The organism is Streptomyces sp. NPDC003035 (assembly GCF_042888285.1).
Lineage (GTDB): Bacteria > Actinomycetota > Actinomycetes > Streptomycetales > Streptomycetaceae > Streptomyces.
Genome location: NZ_JBIAPJ010000010.1, coordinates 1 through 17,082, shown reverse-complemented (window position 1 = coordinate 17,082; position 17,082 = coordinate 1). Strand labels below are relative to the sequence as shown.

Below are 17,082 nucleotides of genomic sequence, written 5' to 3'. Positions count from 1 at the left end.
GGGTACGGGCCCCCCGCTCACGGGACGCGCTGCGGGCCCCAGGCGCACGGCGCGGGCAGCGGATGTCACGTGTGCGGTCCACGGTCCGGGTGCCACGCGCGCGTGGGGCGGTGCGGGTGCCACGCGCGCGTGGCGGGGTACGGGCGTCACGTGCAGCCAGCCGCGGCCCAGGGACGCCGTGGCCGCGCCGAGGAGGGCGCCGGCTGCCACGTCCGTCGGGTAGTGGACGCCGACGATCAGGCGGGAGACGCACATCGCGGTCGCGGCCGGGCCGGCCAGGCGGCGGAGGCCCGGGTGCAGGGCGCCGAAGGCGACGGCCGCCGCCACCGCGGAGGTCGCGTGGGAGCTGGGGAACGAGTGCCGGCCGGCCGTGCGGACCAGGGGCTCGTACTCTGCCGTCCCCGGCCGCGGCCGCCGCACCACGCGCTTGACGCCCATGCTCGCCAGGTGCGCCGCGGCGATCAGCGCCGTGCCGCGCAGCCAGCCGGTCCGTCGCTCCGGATCCACCGCCGCGCCGGTGAGCCCGGCCGCGAGCCACAGCGCGCCGTGTTCACCGCTGAAGGACAGGGCGCGGGCGGCGGTCGCCACCGGCGCCCGCCGCCCGCAGCGGCGCAGGGCGGCGAGGAGTCTTCGCTCGGCCCCGGCCCAGTCCCCGGCCCAGTCCGCGTATCGCATCTGGCTCCGCCTCCCCGGTGTTCGGTCAACCAGGGGTGACTCTGGCCCGGCGGGTCGGCGACCGCACGGCAATCTTTCCTGACACTCGTTTAATCACCCATTTCGACGAACCAGGCGCAAAGCAGGCATACAGCACATGGCGGGCGATACGGTCGCCTCCATGGCTGCCGAGACCCACTCCCCCCTCGCACCCCTCACCGGCTGGGGCCGCACCGCGCCCACCCTCGCGCGCGTGCACCGCCCCCGTACGTACGAGGAGGCGTCCGAAGCGGTCCGCGCGTGCGGTGCGCGCGGATCCATCGCCCGCGGTCTCGGCCGTGCCTACGGCGACGCCGCCCAGAACGCCGGCGGCTCGGTCCTCGACATGACCGGACTCGACCGCGTCCGCTCGATCGACGCCACCGCGGGCGTCGTCGTCTGCGACGCCGGGGTGAGCCTGCACCGGCTGATGGAGGTGCTGCTCCCGCTGGGCTGGTTCGTCCCCGTCACCCCCGGGACCCGTTACGTCACCGTCGGCGGAGCGATCGGCGCCGACATCCACGGGAAGAACCACCATGTCTCCGGCTCCTTCACCCGCCATGTGACCTCCCTCGAACTCCTCACCGCCGACGGGGAGATCCGTACCGTCGCCGCCGGCACCGACCTCTTCGACGCCACCGCCGGCGGCATGGGCCTGACCGGTGTGATCCTCTCCGCGACCCTCCGGCTCCTGCCCGTCGAGACCTCGCTGATGTCCGTGGACACCGAACGCGCCACCGACCTCGACGACCTGATGGCCCGTCTCACCGCCACCGACCACCGCTACCGCTACTCGGTCGCCTGGATCGACCTCCTCGCCCGCGGCGCGGCCACCGGCCGGTCCGTCCTCACGCGCGGCGACCACGCCCCGTACGACGCGATCCCCGTCCGGGACCGCCGCGCCCGCCGCGCGCCCCTCGCCTTCCGCCCCGGGCGGCTGCCGGCCGCACCCGCGCTCGTTCCCGAGGGGCTGCTCGGGCGCACCACGGTCGGCCTGTTCAACGAGATCTGGTACCGCAGGGCGCCCCGCCGCCGCACCGGCGAACTCCAGCGGATCTCCACCTTCTTCCACCCCTTGGACGGTGTCCCGCACTGGAACCGGATCTACGGGCGCGGTGGCTTCGTCCAGTACCAGTTCGTCGTCGGATACGGGCAGGAGGAGACCCTGCGCAGGGTCGTGAAGCGGATCGCGCGGCGCGGCTGCCCGTCGTTCCTCGCCGTACTGAAGCGCTTCGGCGAGGAAGACCCGGGCTGGCTCTCCTTCCCCGTGCCCGGCTGGACGCTCGCGCTCGACATTCCGGCCGGTCTCTCCGGACTCGGCGCGTTCCTCGACGAGCTGGACGAGGAGGTGGTGGGCGCGGGCGGCCGGGTCTACCTCGCGAAGGACTCCCGGCTACGGCCCGAACTGCTGCACGCCATGTATCCGCGGCTCGCCGACTTCCAGGCGCTGCGCGCCGTGCTCGACCCGCGGTCCGTCTTCACCTCCGACCTCTCCCGTCGTCTCGCCCTCTGATTGCTCGCTCGATTGCTCGCTGAGGAGTTTGATCGTCATGAAGGACGCCTTCGGAACCCCGCAGTCCCTGCTTCTGCTCGGCGGCACCTCCGAGATCGGGCTCGCCACCGCCCGCCGGCTGATCGCCCGCCGCACCCGTACGGTCTGGCTCGCCGGGCGGCCCTCCCCCGCCCTGACCGCCGCCGCCGACTCGCTGCGGGCGCTGGGAGCGGAGGTGCACACCGTCCCGTTCGACGCCCTCGACACCGAGTCGCACACGGAGCACCTCGGGAAGATCTTCACCGAGGGCGACATCGACATGGTGCTGCTCGCCTTCGGGATCCTCGGCGACCAGGCGCACGACGAGGCCGCTCCGCTCGCCGCCGTCCGGGTCGCGCAGACCAACTACACGGGGGCCGTCTCCGCCGGGCTCGTCTGCGCGGCGGCGCTGCAGGCGCAGGGGCACGGCTCGCTGGTGGTGCTCTCCTCCGTGGCCGGAGAGCGCGCCCGCCGCGCCAACTTCATCTACGGCTCCTCAAAGGCCGGTCTCGACGCATTCGCGCAGGGGCTCGGGGACGCGCTGCACGGGACGGGGGTGCACGTGATGGTCGTGCGGCCCGGGTTCGTACGGTCGCGGATGACGGCCGGTCTCGAGGAGGCCCCGCTGGCGACCACGCCGGAGGACGTCGCGCGGGCGATCGAACTGGGACTGCGGCGCCGCTCGGAGACGGTGTGGGTGCCGGGGGCGCTGCGCATGGTGATGTCGGCGCTCCGACACGTACCGAGGCCGGTGTTCCGACGCCTTCCGCTGTGATCCCGGGCCGGCGGATCCCCGGCCGGCCGGGCCGAGACCCGGAGGGCGGTCAGCCGGTGGTCGGGGTGGGCGTGTCGACCGGGGCGCCCTGGGACGGGACCGTGGAGACGGGGCGGCCGTCGCCGAACTCGTACGTGTGCAGCTTGCGCCACACCCCGTCCGGTCCCTGCTCGTAGAGCGCGAAGGACGAGCAGGTCCAGGCCGCCTCGAAGTCGGCCAGCTCCTCGTACGCCCGGTCCATCGCCTCCTCGGAGATGCCGTGCGCCACCGTGACGTGCGGGTGGTACGGGAACTGCAGCTCGCGCACGAGCGGCCCGGACTCGTCCCGCACCCGCTCCTGGAGCCAGGCGCAGGCGGAGACGCCCTCGGCGAGGCGGACGTACACGACCGGCGACAGCGGGCGGAACGTTCCGGTTCCGCTCAGACGGACCGGGAAGGGGCGGACGCCGGCCGCGACCTCGGCGAGATGCGCCCGGATCGCGGGCAGCCGCTCCTCGTCGACCTCCGTCGGCGGGACGAGGGTGACGTGCGTGGGGATGCCGTGCGCGGCGGGATCCCCGAAGCCCGCGCGCCGCTCCTGGAGCAGGCTGCCGTAGGGCTCCGGGACCGCGATCGAAACGCCGAGCGTTACGGTCCCCACGTCGTTCTCCTCCGTCGTTGTCTTCAGGATGGTTCTCGGGATTTTGGGTGGTGCAGCCGCCAGTGTGCGGCCTGCACCGCCCTTGAGGCCAGGGTCCTCGGACTCAGTGCTTGGCGGGCAGGAAGCCCACCCTCTCGTACGTCTGCGCCAGGGTCTCCGCGGCGACCGCGCGGGCCTTCTCCGCTCCCTTGGCCAGGAGGGAGTCCAGCGTCTCCGGGTCGTCCAGGTATTCCTGCGTACGGGTCCGGAACGGCGTGACGAAGTCCACCATGACCTCGGCCAGGTCGGTCTTCAGCGCGCCGTACATCTTGCCCTCGTAGCTCTTCTCCAGGTCGGCGACGGCCGTCCCGGTGAGCGTGGACATGATGGTGAGCAGGTTGGAGACGCCCGCCTTGTTCACGGGGTCGAAGCGGATGACCGTGTCCGTGTCGGTGACCGCGCTCTTGACCTTCTTCGCCGTCGCCTTCGGCTCGTCGAGCAGGTTGATCAGACCCTTGGGCGTGGACGCCGACTTGCTCATCTTGATCGTCGGGTCCTGGAGGTCGTAGATCTTCCCGGTCTCCTTGACGATGTACGGCTCCGGGACGGTGAACGTCTCGCCGAAGCGGCCGTTGAACCGCTCCGCGAGGTCGCGGGTCAGCTCGATGTGCTGGCGCTGGTCCTCACCGACCGGAACGTGGTTCGCCTGGTAGAGCAGGATGTCGGCGACCTGGAGGATCGGGTACGTGAAGAGGCCGACGGTGGCGCGGTCGGCGCCCTGCTTCGCGGACTTGTCCTTGAACTGGGTCATGCGGGAGGCCTCGCCGAAGCCGGTCAGGCAGTTCATGACCCAGCCGAGCTGCGCGTGCTCGGGGACGTGGCTCTGGACGAAGAGGGTGCAGCGGTCCGGGTGGAGGCCGGAGGCGAGCAGCTGGGCGACGGCGAGCCGGGTGTTGGCGCGCAGCTCGGCGGGGTCCTGGGGAACCGTGATGGCGTGCAGGTCCACGACCATGTAGAAGGCGTCGTGGGTCTCCTGCAGCGCGACGTACTGACGGATCGCACCGAGGTAGTTGCCGAGGTGGAACGAGCCCGCGGTGGGCTGGATGCCGGAGAGTGCGCGAGGACGATCAGAGGCCATGTTCCTCATTCTCTCAGGTGTGGGAACCGATCCCGGACTGCCGGTGTATCAAGAGTGTGAGGACGCGGGAGGGGGGCCTGATCGTCGACGAAGGGGCCGTGATCGCACGGGTGCGCGCCGGGGAGGCGGAGGCGTACGCGGCGCTGGTCCGCGCGCACACGGCGGTCGCGCTGCGGGCGGCGGTGGCGTGCGGAGCGGGTGCGGAGGCCGAGGACGTGGTGCAGCAGGCCTTCTTCAAGGCGTACCGGTCGCTGGGGCGGTTCCAGGAGGGCGCCGCGTTCCGGCCGTGGCTGCTGCGGATCGTGGTCAATGAGACGAGGAACACAGTGCGCTCGGCGGGTCGGCAGCGGGCCGTCGCGGGGCGGGAGGCGGAGCTGCTGGGGAGCGAGCCGCTGATACCGGACGGGGCCGATCCGGCGGTGGCGGTGGAGGAGGACGAGCGGCGGCGCCGGCTGCTGGCGGCGCTGGACGGGCTCGGTGAGGACCATCGGCAGGTGGTGATCCACCGCTATCTGCTGGAGCTGGACGAGACGGAGACGGCCGAGGCGCTCGGCTGGCCGCGGGGGACGGTGAAGTCCCGGCTGAGCCGGGCGCTGAAGAAGCTCGGTCTGGCGCTGACAGGGGAAGGAGGTGACGAGCATGACGGACGACGGGCTCCCGGATGAGCTGCGTGACCTCGGACGGCATCTGCGGGTGCCGGACGTGGACGGCGAGACCATGGCCGAGCGGGTGCTCGCTCAGCTCCTGGCGGAGCGTGTGCCGGTGCCGGTCCCCCGGCGACGGCGCTGGGCGTGGGTGCGCGAGCGATGGCGGGCGCTGGTGGCGAGCCTGACCGGGGTGCTGATCGTCCTGGTGCTCACGCCTCCCGTGCGGGCGACGGTGGCGGACTGGTTCGGCTTCGGTGGGGTGGAGGTGCGGTACGACCCCGGGGCGCATCCCGTCCCAGGTGCGGCGGTGCCGGGGTGCCCGGACCCGGTGCCCCTGGAGGAGGCCGCTCGGAGGGCCGGCTTCGCGCCGCTGATACCGAGCGCGCTCGGCCCGCCGGACGCGGTCTCGGTGACCGGCTCGGCCGAGCGGGGGCGGGCGGTGATCGCCCTGTGCTGGCGCGACGGGGCGAACACGGTCCGGCTGGACGAGTTCCCGGCCCGCCTGGACATCGGCTTCGCCAAGCAGGTCACGACGCACCCGGAGTGGGTCGATCTGCCGGACGGCGCGCAGGGCTACTGGTTCGCCGCCCCGCATCTGCTGACGTTTCCGATGACGGACGCGACCGGCTCGGTGTGGACCCATGAGGTCCGCACGGCGGGCCCGACGCTCCTCTGGACGAGGAGCGGGGGCGCGCTCACCTTCCGGCTGGAAGGCATACCGGACCGGGAGCGGGCCCGCCGGACGGCCGAGTCGGTCGGCTGACCGACCTGGCTCGGCCGGACCCGTCGGACGGGTCCGGCCGAGCCGGGCCGAGCCGGGCCGAGCCGGGCCGGGCCGAGTGGGGCGAGCCGAGTCGGGCCGGGTCGGGCCTGGCCGAGTGGGGCGAGCCGAGTCGGGCCGGGTCGGGCCTGGTCGAGTCGAGTCGAGTCGGCCGAGCCTGCGGGGACCTGCCCGGGATCGGACGGGCTGGGCCTGCCCGGGACCGGGACTGTGCCCGGTCCTGCCGGGACCTGCCCGGGACCTGGAGTGTGGCGGTCCCGGCCGGTACCGGGACTGTGCCGGTCCTGGCCGGTCCCGGCCGGTACCGGGACTGTGCCGGTCTTAGCCGGGCCTGGCCGCGACCGGGCCCGGGCGAAGCGGGTCGGTCGGATCAGGCCGGGAGGCCCGGTGCCGGGAAGGCCGCCATCAGGTCCGCGACCTCCGCGCGGATCGTGAGAAGCGCGTCCTCGTCGCCCGAGCCCGCCGCCGCGACACCGCGGTCGATCCATTCGGCGACCTGCGCCATCTGTTCCGTACCGAGACCGCGGGAGGTGAGGGAGGGGGTGCCGATGCGGACGCCGGACGGATCGAAGGGCTTCCGGGGGTCGTAGGGGACGGTGTTGTAGTTGACGACGATCCCGGCCCGGTCGAGGGCCTTCGCGGCCACCTTGCCCGGGACTTCCTTCGGGGTGAGGTCCATCAGGATCAGGTGGTTGTCGGTGCCGCCGGAGACCAGATCGAAGCCGCGGGCGATCAGCGCTTCGGCGAGGGCCTTGGCGTTGGCGACGACCGCGTGGGCGTAGTCGCGGAAGGAGGGCTGGGCCGCCTCGCGGAGGGCGACGGCGATGGCGGCGGTGGTCTGGTTGTGCGGGCCGCCTTGGAGGCCGGGGAAGACGGCCTTGTCGAGGGCCTTGGCGTGTTCCTCGCGGGACATCAGCATCGCGCCGCGGGGGCCGCGCAGGGTCTTGTGGGTGGTGGTCGAGATGACGTCGACGTGCGGGACCGGGGAGGGGTGGGCGCCGCCGGCGATCAGGCCGGCGATGTGGGCGACGTCGGCGACGAGCACGGCCCCGCACTCGCGGGCGATCTCGCCGAAGGCGGCGAAGTCGATCGTGCGGGGCAGCGCGGTGCCGCCGCAGAAGATCACCTTGGGCCGCTCCTTGAGCGCCAGGTCGCGGACCTGGTCGAAGTCGATGAGCCCGCCGCCCTCGGAGACCGCGCCCTGACGTACGCCGTACTGCACGCCCCGGAACCACTTGCCGGTCGCGGAGACGCCCCAGCCGTGCGTGAGGTGGCCGCCCATCGGCAGGGCCATGCCCATCACGGTGTCACCGGGTTCGGCGAAGGCGAGGTAGACCGCGAGGTTGGCCGGGGAGCCGGAGTAGGGCTGCACATTGGCGTGGTCGACGCCGAAGAGGGCCTTGGCGCGCTCGATGGCGAGGGTCTCGACCTGGTCGATGTTCTGCTGGCCCTCGTAGTACCGACGGCCGGGGTAGCCCTCGCTGTACTTGTTCTGCAGGACGGTGCCGGAGGCTTCGAGGACGGCGTGGGACACGTAGTTCTCACTGGGAATCAGCCGCAGGGTCTCGGCCTGCAGCCGCTCCTCGGCGACGACGAGCGCGGCGAGTTCGGGGTCCGTGGCGGTGAGAGCGGGATGGGGAGTTTCGTTCATGGCGTTCCTCCGGGCGTTGCGGCGGATCGTCCCGGGGCAGGTGCGCACGGGATCTGTCGTGGTTCCCTGGTGCCCAGGCGGGCGGCACCGCGTGTGTCTGCCGCGCGCGGCTCCCCCGGGGTCACTTCCCCGTACGCCAGTCGCCGCGCGTGTTTCCAGCCTAGCGGGCGCGCCGTCACCCAGGTTTCTTCGTGCGGCATCCGAGCGACGATAGAAAAAGGGGCCACACCCGCCCCTGGCCGCAGGACGAACGGAGACCCCGTGTCGAGAACGCAAGACGCGATCGCTTCCGCGGAGGCGCACAGCGCTCACAACTACCACCCCCTGCCCCTCGTCGTCGCCTCGGCGGACGGGGCATGGATGACCGATGTCGAGGGCCGCCGCTACCTCGACATGCTCGCCGGGTACTCGGCCCTCAACTTCGGGCACGGCAACCGACGGCTGATCGACGCTGCTCGGGCGCAGCTGGAGCGGGTGACGCTCACGTCGAGGGCGTTCCACCACGACCGGTTCGCGGAGTTCTGCACGCAGCTCGCGGAGCTGTGCGGCAAGGAGATGGTCCTGCCGATGAACACGGGCGCGGAGGCGGTCGAGACGGCCGTGAAGACCGCGCGGAAGTGGGGGTACGAGGTCAAGGGCGTGCCGGACGGACACGCGAAGATCGTGGTCGCGGCGAACAACTTCCACGGCCGGACGACGACGATCGTCAGCTTCTCCACGGACCACGAGGCGCGGGACCATTACGGCCCGTACACCCCGGGGTTCGAGATCGTCCCGTACGGGGATCTGACGGCGTTGGACGCCGCGGTCACCGCGCACACCGTGGCGGTGCTCCTGGAGCCGATCCAGGGCGAGGCGGGGGTCCTGGTGCCTCCCGCCGGATATCTGCGCGGAGTGCGGGAGTTGACCCGCGAGCGGAACGTGCTGTTCATGGCGGACGAGATCCAGTCGGGCCTCGGCCGGACCGGGCGGACGTTCGCGTGCGAGCACGAGGGCGTGGTGCCGGACGTGTACGTCCTGGGCAAGGCGCTGGGCGGTGGTGTCGTCCCCGTCTCGGCGGTGGTCGCCGACCGTGACGTGCTCGGTGTGTTCCGGCCCGGTGAGCACGGGTCGACGTTCGGCGGGAACCCGCTGGCGTGCGCGGTGGCGCTGGAGGTGATCGCGATGCTGCGGACCGGGGAGTACCAGCAGCGGGCGACCGAGTTGGGCGAGCATCTGCACGCCGAGCTGGGGCTGCTGGTGGGCGCGGGCGCCGTCGAGGCGGTGCGCGGGCGCGGGCTGTGGGCCGGGGTGGACATCGTCCCGTCCCGGGGTACGGGCCGGGAGATCTCGGAGAAGCTGATGGACCGGGGGGTGCTGGTGAAGGACACGCACGGCTCGACGATCCGGATCGCGCCGCCGCTGGTGATCAGCAAGGAGGATCTGGACTGGGGTCTGGAGCAGCTGCGGGCGGTCCTGTCGGACTGAGTTCCACGTCGGACAGAGTTCCGCCGGACTGAGTTCCACGTCGGACTGGCCGGGTCCGCCGGAGAGGACGGTGAGCGAGGGGAGGGAGGCGCGGGCGGAGGTAACTCGGGGCATTGACACGGCAGTTGGTCTAGGCCAATGATGCCGCCATGTCGAGACCCCGTCCGCGCCGCGCCCTGCGTGGCGCACTCGCCGCCCTCGTCCCGTTCGCGCTGCTCGGGGCGTTCGGTGGACCCGCGCACGCCGCTCCCGGGGCGGCCTGGCCCGAGCCCGTGCCCGTCGTCTCCCACATCCGGACCGACGATCCGGTCGTCTTCGTCACCATCGACGACGGCTGGTTCCACGACCCCGCCGCCGCCGAGCTCCTGCTCGACCGGCGGGTGCCCGCCTCGCTCTTCCTGCTCCCGGGCGCCTACGCGTACGACTCCGGCTACTTCCACACCCTGCTCGACCAGGGCCGTTCCCGCGTCGAGAACCACACCGTCGGCCACCCCGACCTGACCACCCTCGACGCGGCCGGCCAGAAGGCGGAGGTCTGCGGGGCGCGCGAGCGGCACCTCGCGGAGTTCGGTGACGGGCCACGGCTGCTGCGCCCGCCCTACGGGACGTACGACGAGACCACCCGGACCACCGCCCGCGCCTGCGGGGCGAAGGCCCTGGTGACCTGGACGTACGACTTCACCACCTGGGGGCAGTGGACTCCGCCGACCCCGCGGCTCAAGGCGGGCGACATCATCCTGCTGCACTTCAACGAGACCCTGGAGCAGGACCTCACCCGCGCCCTGGCCGCCGCCGAGGCCGCCGGCCTGAAGCCCGCGCCCCTCCGGGAGTACGTACCGGAGTAGCGGTCAGAGGATGACGTGCGGCAGGAAGCGGGCGTACTCGTCCGTGATCAGGCCCGCCGACTCCCGGATGCCGAGCCCCGCCGCCTCGTCCTCGACGACCCACGCGCCGAGCACCACCCGGTTGCCCTCGAAGTCCGGCAGCGGGGCCAGCTCCTGATAGCAGCAGGGCTCCTCCCGGACGACGGCCGGGGCGCCCGGTTCGTGGACCGTGACGCCCGCGCCCTCGCGGCCGAGGAGCGGCTTGGCGACGTAACCACCGCTCGCGGCCAGCTCGCGCGGGCCGTCGAGGTACGCCGGCAGCAGGTTCGGGTGGCCGGGGTAGAGCTCCCAGAGGATCGCGAGGAGCGCCTTGTTGGAGAGCAGCATCTTCCAGGCGGGCTCGATCCAGCAGGTCGTGCCCGTACCGCCGCCGTTGTCGAGGGTGTCCAGGACGTACGGGCCGAAGCGGTCGGTGGCCAGCCACTCCCACGGGTAGAGCTTGAAGCAGCTGCGGATGAACCGCAGCCGGTCGTCCACGAACCGCCCCGAAAGGCGGTCCCAGCCGATCTGTTCGACCGACAGCGCCTCCGTGTCGAGCCCGGCCTGCTGGGCCGTCTCGCGCAGATACGCGACCGTCATCAGGTCCTCGCCGAGCTCGTCGCCGTCGGAGTGGACGAAGTGCACGGGGCCGGGCGGCAGCAGCGCGGCCTGCCGCTTCCAGGCGTCGACGAGCCGCTCGTGCAGCGAGTTCCACTGGTCGGCGCCGGGGAAGCGCTCCTCCATCCAGAACCACTGCGGGCTGGCGGCCTCGACCAGGGAGGTGGGGGTGTCGGCGTTGTACTCCAGCATCTTGGCCGGGCCCGTACCGTCGTAACGCAGGTCGAAGCGGCCGTAGAGGGAGGGTAGTTCGGCCCGGCGGCGCCAGGACTCGGCGACGCGGGCGACGAGCCGGGGATCGGTCAGGCCGAGATCGGCGAAGCGGTCCTGGTCGACGATGTGCGCGGCCGCCGCCAGACACATGGCGTGCAGTTCCTCGACGACCTCTTCCAGGGCCTCGACCTCGGGCAGGGTGAAGGAGTAGTACGCGCTCTCGTCCCAGTACGGGCGCAGGGAGCCGTCGGGATAGCGGGTGAGGGGGTAGACGAGCCCCTGCTCCTCCACCGTCCGCTGCCAGTCGGGCCGGGGTTCGATCGTGTGCCGCCGCATGTCGTACGGTCCGTCCGCTCAGCCGCCGCCGGAACCGGAGCAGCCGAAACCGCCGGTGTCGACGGCCGTCTTGTCGAAGCTGCCGCCGCTGACCTTGTTGTCGGCCACCCGGCCGCCGTAGTAGTACGAACCGCGGGTCGAGCTGCCGCTGCCGCTCTCGCATTCGTAGCTCGGCAGCTTCTCGCGGGTCAGCGGGTCGACACACCGCCTGTCCGGCTCGGAGCCGCAGGACGTGATCGTCGCCGCGAGCACCCCCATACCGCCGAGCACGACCGTGCTCGACCTCAGCCTGCGCATGTCAGTCCTCCCCATCCCGTGGTCGCGACCGCACAGTTTAGGCCGGTGGCCGAGCACCCCCGCACTAGAGTCACTTTGTGCTCTTCGGTTTGATTTGTGCGCTGGGATCCTCGCTCTGCTTCGGTACGGCGTCGGTGTTGCAGGCGCTCGGTGCGCGGGCGGCGAGGCCCGGGACGGGCGGCGGGGTCGATGTGGCCCTGCTCTGGGGCGCGCTGCGGCAGTGGCGGTACCTCGCCGGACTCTCCCTGGACGGGATCGGTTTCGGGCTGCAGGTCGTCGCCCTGCTCACCCTGCCGATCTACACGGTCGGCGCGGCGCTCGCCGCCAGTCTGGCGGTCACCGCCGTGGTCTGCTCGTGGCTGCTGAAGGTCCGGCTCACCCGGATGGAGTGGGCGGCGGTGGCCGTGGTCTGCGGCGGTCTTGCGATGCTGGCCTTCGCCTCGGGGACGGAGGGGGAGGGCCATGGCTCGCCGGCCCTGCGCTGGGCGATGCTGGCGACCGCCTTCGGGGTCCTCGGGATCGGGGTGGTGGCGGGGCGGCTGCCGAACCGGCCCCGGGCGCTGGTGCTGGGACTCGGGGCCGGGTTCGGCTTCGGGGTGGTGGAGGTGGCGGTCCGGCTGATCGACGGCCCCGACCTGGCCAATCCCGCCTGGTACGCGCTGCTCGTCGGCGGCGCCGCGGCGTACCTGCTGCTGACCTCGGCGCTCCAGCGGGGTTCGGTGACGACGGCGACGGCCGGCGCGGTCCTCGGCGAGACGATCGGCCCGGCGCTCGTCGGCGTGGTCTGGCTCGGCGACCGTACGCGCGAGGGCCTGGCGTGGGCGGCGATCCTCGGCTTCACGATCGCGGTGGCCGGTGCGTTGGTCCTGGCCCGCTTCGGGGAGCCGCCGGCACCGGCGGTGGGCGCCCTGGAGGAAGCGGAGGCCGAAGCGCGGGGCCGTAGGGAGCCGGGGACGTAGGAGGCCGGGGGCGCAGGGAGTCGGGGACGTAAGAGGCCGGGGACGTAGGGAGCCGGGGGCGTAGGCCGGCCGCATGGCCGTGCGCACGGGGCCGCCATCACCGCCGCACGCACGGCGTCTACGGCAGCACCCGGCACAGCGCGGCCAGCGCGCCCGCCCAACCGCTGTCCGAAGGTGTCGCGTAGCCGACCACCAGGCCGTCCTGGGTCGTCGGTACGTCGGGGTGGCGGAAGCGGTTGAGGCCGAGGAGCGCCAGGCCCTGCCAGGCGGCGGAGCGCAGGACCGCGGGCTCGAGGCCCGGCGGGAGTTCCAGGACCGCGTGGAGGCCGGCCGCGATGCCGCTCACCCGGGTCTCCGGGGAGTGCGCGGCCACCGCCGCCACCAGTGCGTCACGGCGCCGCCGGTAGCGCAGCCGCATCGCCCGGACATGCCGGTCGTACGCGCCCGAGGCGAGGAACTCCGCGAAGGTCAGCTGCTCCAGCGAGCTGGACACCCAGTCCACCCGGCCCTTCGCCGCCACCACCTCGTCGACCAGGCCGTCCGGCAGCACCATCCATGCCAGCCGCAGCCCGGGCGCAAGGGACTTGCTGGAGGTGCCCATGTAGACGACCCGCTCGGGATCGAGGCCCTGGAGCGCGCCCACGGGCTGGCGGTCGTAACGGAACTCGCCGTCGTAGTCGTCCTCCAGGATCAGGCCGCCCGAGGCCCGCGCCCAGTCGATCGCCGCGACCCGCCGGTCCGGATGGAGCGCGCCGCCGAGCGGGAACTGGTGGGCCGCCGTCATCAGCGCGGCGCCGACGCCCTTCATGGCGGTCAGCTCCTCGGTCCTGGTGCCGAGTTCGTCGTACGGAAGGGCGGGCAGCCGCAGTCCCGCGCGGGTCAGCAGGTCCCAGTGGGCGTCGAGCCCGTACGACTCGACCGCCACCTCCCGCACGCGGCGGGCACGCAGGACCTGGCCCATCAGCATCAGCCCGTGCACGAACCCGGAGCAGATCACGATCCGCTCCGGCCGGGCGTGGACGCCCCGGGCCCGGGCGAGGTACTCGGCGAGCACGGTGCGCAGTTCTATCCGGCCACGCGGATCGCCGTAGCCGAACGCCTCGTGGGGCGCGGCCGTCAGCGCGCGCCGGGACGCCTTGAGCCATTCGGCGCGCGGGAAGGACGCGAGGTCCGGCACACCCGGCTTCAGGTCGTACGTCGGCCGGGCGGTGTCCCGCCGCGCCGTCACCGGGGGCCGCGTCCCCGCCGCCCCGGCCGCCCCCGCCGTCCCGCCCGTCCGGCGCGGCACGGCGCGCTGGGCGACCCGCGTCCCGGAACCCTGCCGAGCGGTCAGCCAGCCCTCGGCGACCAGCTCGGCGTACGCGTCGGCGACGGTGTTGCGGGCCACGCCCAGGTCCGCCGCGAGCGAGCGGGAGGACGGCAGCCGTACGCCCGCCTCCAGACGCCCGCTGCGCACGGCCTCCCGCAGGGCGTCCATCAGCCCGGTACGCAGGCCGGTTCCCCGTAGCTCCAGATGGAGGTCGGCCCCGAAAGTGGCCCAGTCATTCGCCATGCGAATGGACCATACTCCTGCGCCATCGCGCCCGGTACGGTGACGACCATGACGACCACGACCACGATCACGACGACGACGCCGGCGACCGACGCCAAGACCGCGTACGCCCACGAGCACGGCCCCCGCCTCGCCTTCGCCGAGCAGGTCCCGGAGTTCTACAAGGCGATGATCCGCCTGGAGCAGGCCGCGGCGAAGGACGTCGACCCCACCCTCTACGAGCTGATCAAGATCCGCGCCTCCCAGCTCAACAAGTGCGCCTTCTGCCTCGACATGCACACCAAGGACGCGCTGGCGGCCGGTGAGTCGGTCGAGCGGATCGTCCAGTTGTCGGCCTGGGAGGAGTCGCGGCACTTCTACACCGAGCGCGAGCTGGCCGCGCTCGCCCTGACCGAGGCCGTCACCGTCCTCACCGACGGCTTCGTCCCGGACGAGGTGTACGCGAAGGCGGCGGCCCACTTCGACGAGACCGAACTCGCCCGGATCATCGGCGCGATCACGGTCATCAACGCCTGGAACCGGATCGCCGTCTCCACCCGGATGACGCCCGGCCACTACACCCCCGGGATGTACAAGAAGTGAGCCCCGCCGCCACCGCGGAGGCCCTTCGCGCCCTGCATTCCGGCCGCGCCGCGGGCGATCCGCTGGTCGTGCCGGGACCGTGGGACGCGGCGAGCGCCCGCGTCTTCGAGGAGGCGGGCTTCCCGACGCTCGCGACACCGAGCGCGGGGATCGCCGCCTCGCTGGGGTACGAGGACGGCTCGACCCCGCCCGAGGAGATGTTCGCGGCCGTGGCGAGGATCGTGCGGACCGTCGCCGTACCCGTCACGGCCGATCTGGAGGACGGCTACGGCCTGGCTCCGAAGGAGCTCGTGGAGCGCGTCCTGGAGACCGGGGCGGTCGGCGTGAACCTGGAGGACTCCGACCGGTCCCGTGGGCTCAAGGACCCGCGGGAGCAGGCCGCCCGGCTCGCGGAGGTACGGGCGGAGGCCGGGCCGCGGCTGTTCGTGAACGCGCGCGTGGACACGTATCTGCGCGGCGTGGACGATCCGGCCGCGGCGATCGAGCGGGCGAGGCTCTACGCGGCGGCCGGCGCGGACTGCGTCTATCCGATCAAGGCGCCCGCATCGCATCTTCCGCGGCTGCGCGCCGCGGTCGACGCCCCGCTCAACACCCTCGCCCTGCCCGGCGGGCCGTCGCTCGCCGAGCTCGGACGGCTGGGCGCGACCCGGATCACCTTCGGCCACGGGCTGTTGCTGCGTTCGCTGAAGGGTGTCGCGGAGGTGGCGGACGAACTGGCCCGGGAGTCGGGCCGGTTCAGTGGGCGCCGGGCTTGAAGAAGTCGAGCGCACTGATGGGCACGAATGACCAGGGGCTCCGTCCCCGACCGTGGACGGCCGGGGACGGAGCCCTTGTTCAGCTGCTCAGCTGCTCAGGTGTTCAGGTGTTCAGGTGCGTGGGACTCAGATGAGGCCCAGCTCGCGCACGGCGTCGCGCTCTTCGGCCAGCTCCTGGACCGAGGCGTCGATACGGGCGCGGGAGAACTCGTTGATGTCCAGGCCCTGGACGATCTCGTACGTGCCGTCCTTGCAGGTGACGGGGAACGAGGAGATCAGGCCCTGCGGGACGCCGTAGGAGCCGTCCGACGGGATGCCCATGGAGGTCCAGTCGCCCGCGGCGGTGCCGTTGACCCAGGTGTGGACGTGGTCGATGGCGGCGTTGGCGGCGGAGGCGGCCGAGGACGCGCCACGGGCCTCGATGATCGCGGCGCCGCGCTTGGCGACGGTCGGGATGAAGGTGTCGGCCAGCCACTGCTCGTCGGCGACGACCTCGGCGGCGTTCTTGCCGGCGATCTCCGCGTGGAAGATGTCCGGGTACTGGGTCGCCGAGTGGTTGCCCCAGATGGTGAGGCGCTTGATGTCCTCGACGGACGCGCCCGTCTTGGCCGCCAGCTGCGAGAGCGCGCGGTTGTGGTCGAGGCGGGTCATCGCGGTGAAGCGCTCGGCCGGCACGTCCGGGGCGGCGGCCTGGGCGATCAGGGCGTTGGTGTTGGCCGGGTTGCCGACGACGAGGACCTTGATGTCGTCCGCGGCGTGGTCGTTGATGGCCTTGCCCTGCGGCTTGAAGATGCCACCGTTGGCGGCGAGCAGGTCGCCGCGCTCCATTCCCTTGGTGCGCGGGCGGGCGCCGACGAGCAGGGCCACGTTCGCGCCCTCGAAGCCCTGGTTCGGGTCGTCGAAGATGTCGATGCCCTTGAGCAGCGGGAAGGCGCAGTCGTCGAGCTCCATGGCGGTGCCCTCGGCGGCCTTGACGCCCTGCGGGATCTCGAGGAGGCGCAGCTTGACCGGCACGTCCGCGCCGAGCAGGTGGCCGGAGGCGATGCGGAAGAGCAGCGCGTAGCCGATCTGGCCGGCCGCGCCGGTGACGGTGACATTCACGGGAGTGCGGGTCATGGCGATCTCCGTAAGACAGCTGGCGGTGGGGGTCCCTGCCCCTGAGGCTGGATACCCCTCCTGATCGATCGGTGTCTCGACGTGAAGAGATATCCAGCGGTCAGGCTATCCGACCCGGGCCCGACTCAACCCCCACCCCCTTGTGGTCCGGCTCACTGCCACCCGACTGCCTCCCCACCGGACCCTGGCGCGGACACCCCTCCCCAGTGCGCCCGTTACCGCCGCACCTGGGTAGCGGAATGGTCACTTCCGTGCCACAAGCCGCTGACGGCCCTTGAACCACATTGGCGCGTACATGACGCTCACAGAGAGGCGGGGGCCCCCCCCCCCCCGGGGGGGGGGGGGGGGCGGGCCCCGGGGGGGGGGGGGGGGCCCGGGGGGGGGGGGGGGGGGGGGGGGGCGGGGGGGGGGGGCCGGGGGGCGGGGGGGGGGGGGGCCTGCGCCTGGGCCGGGGCCTCGGGGCCGTTCGGGCCGAAACCGGCGGGCAGC

Annotated in this window: 16 protein-coding genes, 1 pseudogene and 1 riboswitch; of the genes and pseudogenes, 9 read left to right on the top strand and 8 right to left on the bottom strand. The window is 72.8% G+C overall.

From position 1 onward, the window contains the following. Positions 1-153: 153 nt before the first annotated feature. Positions 154-675: pseudogene (locus ACFYV5_RS28935) on the bottom strand (phosphatase PAP2 family protein); the annotation flags it as partial. Positions 676-835: 160 nt separating this feature from the next. Here ACFYV5_RS28935 and ACFYV5_RS28930 point away from each other — a divergent pair. Together ACFYV5_RS28930 and ACFYV5_RS28925 are read left to right on the top strand one after the other, a co-directional pair. Continuing rightward, the gene (locus ACFYV5_RS28930; RefSeq protein WP_389173223.1) at positions 836-2,206 is read left to right on the top strand and encodes an FAD-binding protein; all 1,371 of its coding nucleotides are present in this window, start codon (positions 836-838) and stop codon (positions 2,204-2,206) included. A gap of 37 nt (positions 2,207-2,243) precedes the next feature. Then, positions 2,244-2,999 carry a decaprenylphospho-beta-D-erythro-pentofuranosid-2-ulose 2-reductase gene (locus ACFYV5_RS28925; protein WP_389173221.1) on the top strand — a complete coding sequence of 252 codons (756 nt, stop codon included), beginning with the start codon at positions 2,244-2,246 and terminating at the stop codon, positions 2,997-2,999. Positions 3,000-3,048: 49 nt separating this feature from the next. On the opposite strand, the gene ACFYV5_RS28920 is transcribed toward ACFYV5_RS28925, so the two are convergent. After that, complete coding sequence (locus tag ACFYV5_RS28920; protein ID WP_389173219.1) at positions 3,049-3,639, bottom strand: 2'-5' RNA ligase family protein; 591 nt, start codon at positions 3,637-3,639, stop codon at positions 3,049-3,051. Positions 3,640-3,742: 103 nt separating this feature from the next. Beyond that, positions 3,743-4,756, bottom strand: coding sequence for a tryptophan--tRNA ligase (gene trpS, locus ACFYV5_RS28915; RefSeq protein ID WP_389173217.1), 1,014 nt, complete (start codon positions 4,754-4,756; stop codon positions 3,743-3,745). 56 nt (positions 4,757-4,812) lie between these two features. Between trpS and ACFYV5_RS28910 the strand changes: the two genes are divergently transcribed. Together ACFYV5_RS28910 and ACFYV5_RS28905 are read left to right on the top strand one after the other, a co-directional pair. Next, positions 4,813-5,421, top strand: coding sequence for an RNA polymerase sigma factor (locus ACFYV5_RS28910; protein ID WP_389173215.1), 609 nt, complete (start codon positions 4,813-4,815; stop codon positions 5,419-5,421). After that, a complete protein-coding gene (locus ACFYV5_RS28905) occupies positions 5,396-6,166 on the top strand; it encodes a hypothetical protein (RefSeq protein ID WP_389173213.1) in 771 nt (256 codons plus the stop codon). Before ACFYV5_RS28910 ends, ACFYV5_RS28905 begins: the two co-directional genes overlap by 26 nt. A 388-nt stretch (positions 6,167-6,554) precedes the next feature. On the opposite strand, the gene glyA is transcribed toward ACFYV5_RS28905, so the two are convergent. Continuing rightward, positions 6,555-7,835 (bottom strand): serine hydroxymethyltransferase, encoded by a 1,281-nt coding sequence (gene glyA, locus ACFYV5_RS28900; protein WP_389173211.1) that lies wholly within the window; start codon positions 7,833-7,835, stop codon positions 6,555-6,557. A 64-nt stretch (positions 7,836-7,899) separates the two neighbouring features. Continuing rightward, positions 7,900-7,989: riboswitch (ZMP/ZTP riboswitch) on the bottom strand. Positions 7,990-8,096: 107 nt separating this feature from the next. Between glyA and rocD the strand changes: the two genes are divergently transcribed. Both rocD and ACFYV5_RS28890 read left to right on the top strand, forming a co-directional pair. Further along, positions 8,097-9,302, top strand: coding sequence for an ornithine--oxo-acid transaminase (rocD, locus tag ACFYV5_RS28895; RefSeq protein ID WP_355105333.1), 1,206 nt, complete (start codon positions 8,097-8,099; stop codon positions 9,300-9,302). Between the two features lie 149 nt (positions 9,303-9,451). Continuing rightward, positions 9,452-10,147, top strand: coding sequence for a polysaccharide deacetylase family protein (locus ACFYV5_RS28890; protein WP_389173208.1), 696 nt, complete (start codon positions 9,452-9,454; stop codon positions 10,145-10,147). Between the two features lie 3 nt (positions 10,148-10,150). Here ACFYV5_RS28890 and ACFYV5_RS28885 read toward each other — a convergent pair whose 3' ends face one another. Next, positions 10,151-11,332, bottom strand: a complete 1,182-nt coding sequence (locus ACFYV5_RS28885; RefSeq protein WP_355105328.1) for a glutathionylspermidine synthase family protein — start codon at positions 11,330-11,332, stop codon at positions 10,151-10,153. 18 nt (positions 11,333-11,350) lie between these two features. Beyond that, positions 11,351-11,629, bottom strand: coding sequence for a hypothetical protein (locus tag ACFYV5_RS28880; RefSeq protein WP_355105326.1), 279 nt, complete (start codon positions 11,627-11,629; stop codon positions 11,351-11,353). Positions 11,630-11,718: 89 nt separating this feature from the next. Between ACFYV5_RS28880 and ACFYV5_RS28875 the strand changes: the two genes are divergently transcribed. Next, entirely contained in the window at positions 11,719-12,588 is an 870-nt protein-coding gene (locus tag ACFYV5_RS28875; RefSeq protein ID WP_389173205.1) for a hypothetical protein, read from the top strand. A 118-nt stretch (positions 12,589-12,706) separates the two neighbouring features. Here the strand turns inward: ACFYV5_RS28875 and ACFYV5_RS28870 are convergent, their stop codons facing one another. Next, the gene (locus tag ACFYV5_RS28870) at positions 12,707-14,140 is read right to left on the bottom strand and encodes a PLP-dependent aminotransferase family protein (RefSeq protein WP_389173203.1); all 1,434 of its coding nucleotides are present in this window, start codon (positions 14,138-14,140) and stop codon (positions 12,707-12,709) included. Between the two features lie 48 nt (positions 14,141-14,188). Here ACFYV5_RS28870 and ACFYV5_RS28865 point away from each other — a divergent pair, with 48 nt between their 5' ends. Then, positions 14,189-14,722 (top strand): carboxymuconolactone decarboxylase family protein, encoded by a 534-nt coding sequence (locus ACFYV5_RS28865; protein ID WP_389173201.1) that lies wholly within the window; start codon positions 14,189-14,191, stop codon positions 14,720-14,722. Further along, complete coding sequence (locus tag ACFYV5_RS28860) at positions 14,719-15,477, top strand: isocitrate lyase/phosphoenolpyruvate mutase family protein (protein WP_389173199.1); 759 nt, start codon at positions 14,719-14,721, stop codon at positions 15,475-15,477. Before ACFYV5_RS28865 ends, ACFYV5_RS28860 begins: the two co-directional genes overlap by 4 nt. Before the next feature lie 126 nt (positions 15,478-15,603). Here ACFYV5_RS28860 and ACFYV5_RS28855 read toward each other — a convergent pair whose 3' ends face one another. Continuing rightward, positions 15,604-16,593: a malate dehydrogenase gene (locus ACFYV5_RS28855; RefSeq protein WP_389173197.1), complete on the bottom strand. Its 990-nt coding sequence runs from the start codon at positions 16,591-16,593 to the stop codon at positions 15,604-15,606. Between the last annotated feature and the right edge of the window lie 489 nt (positions 16,594-17,082).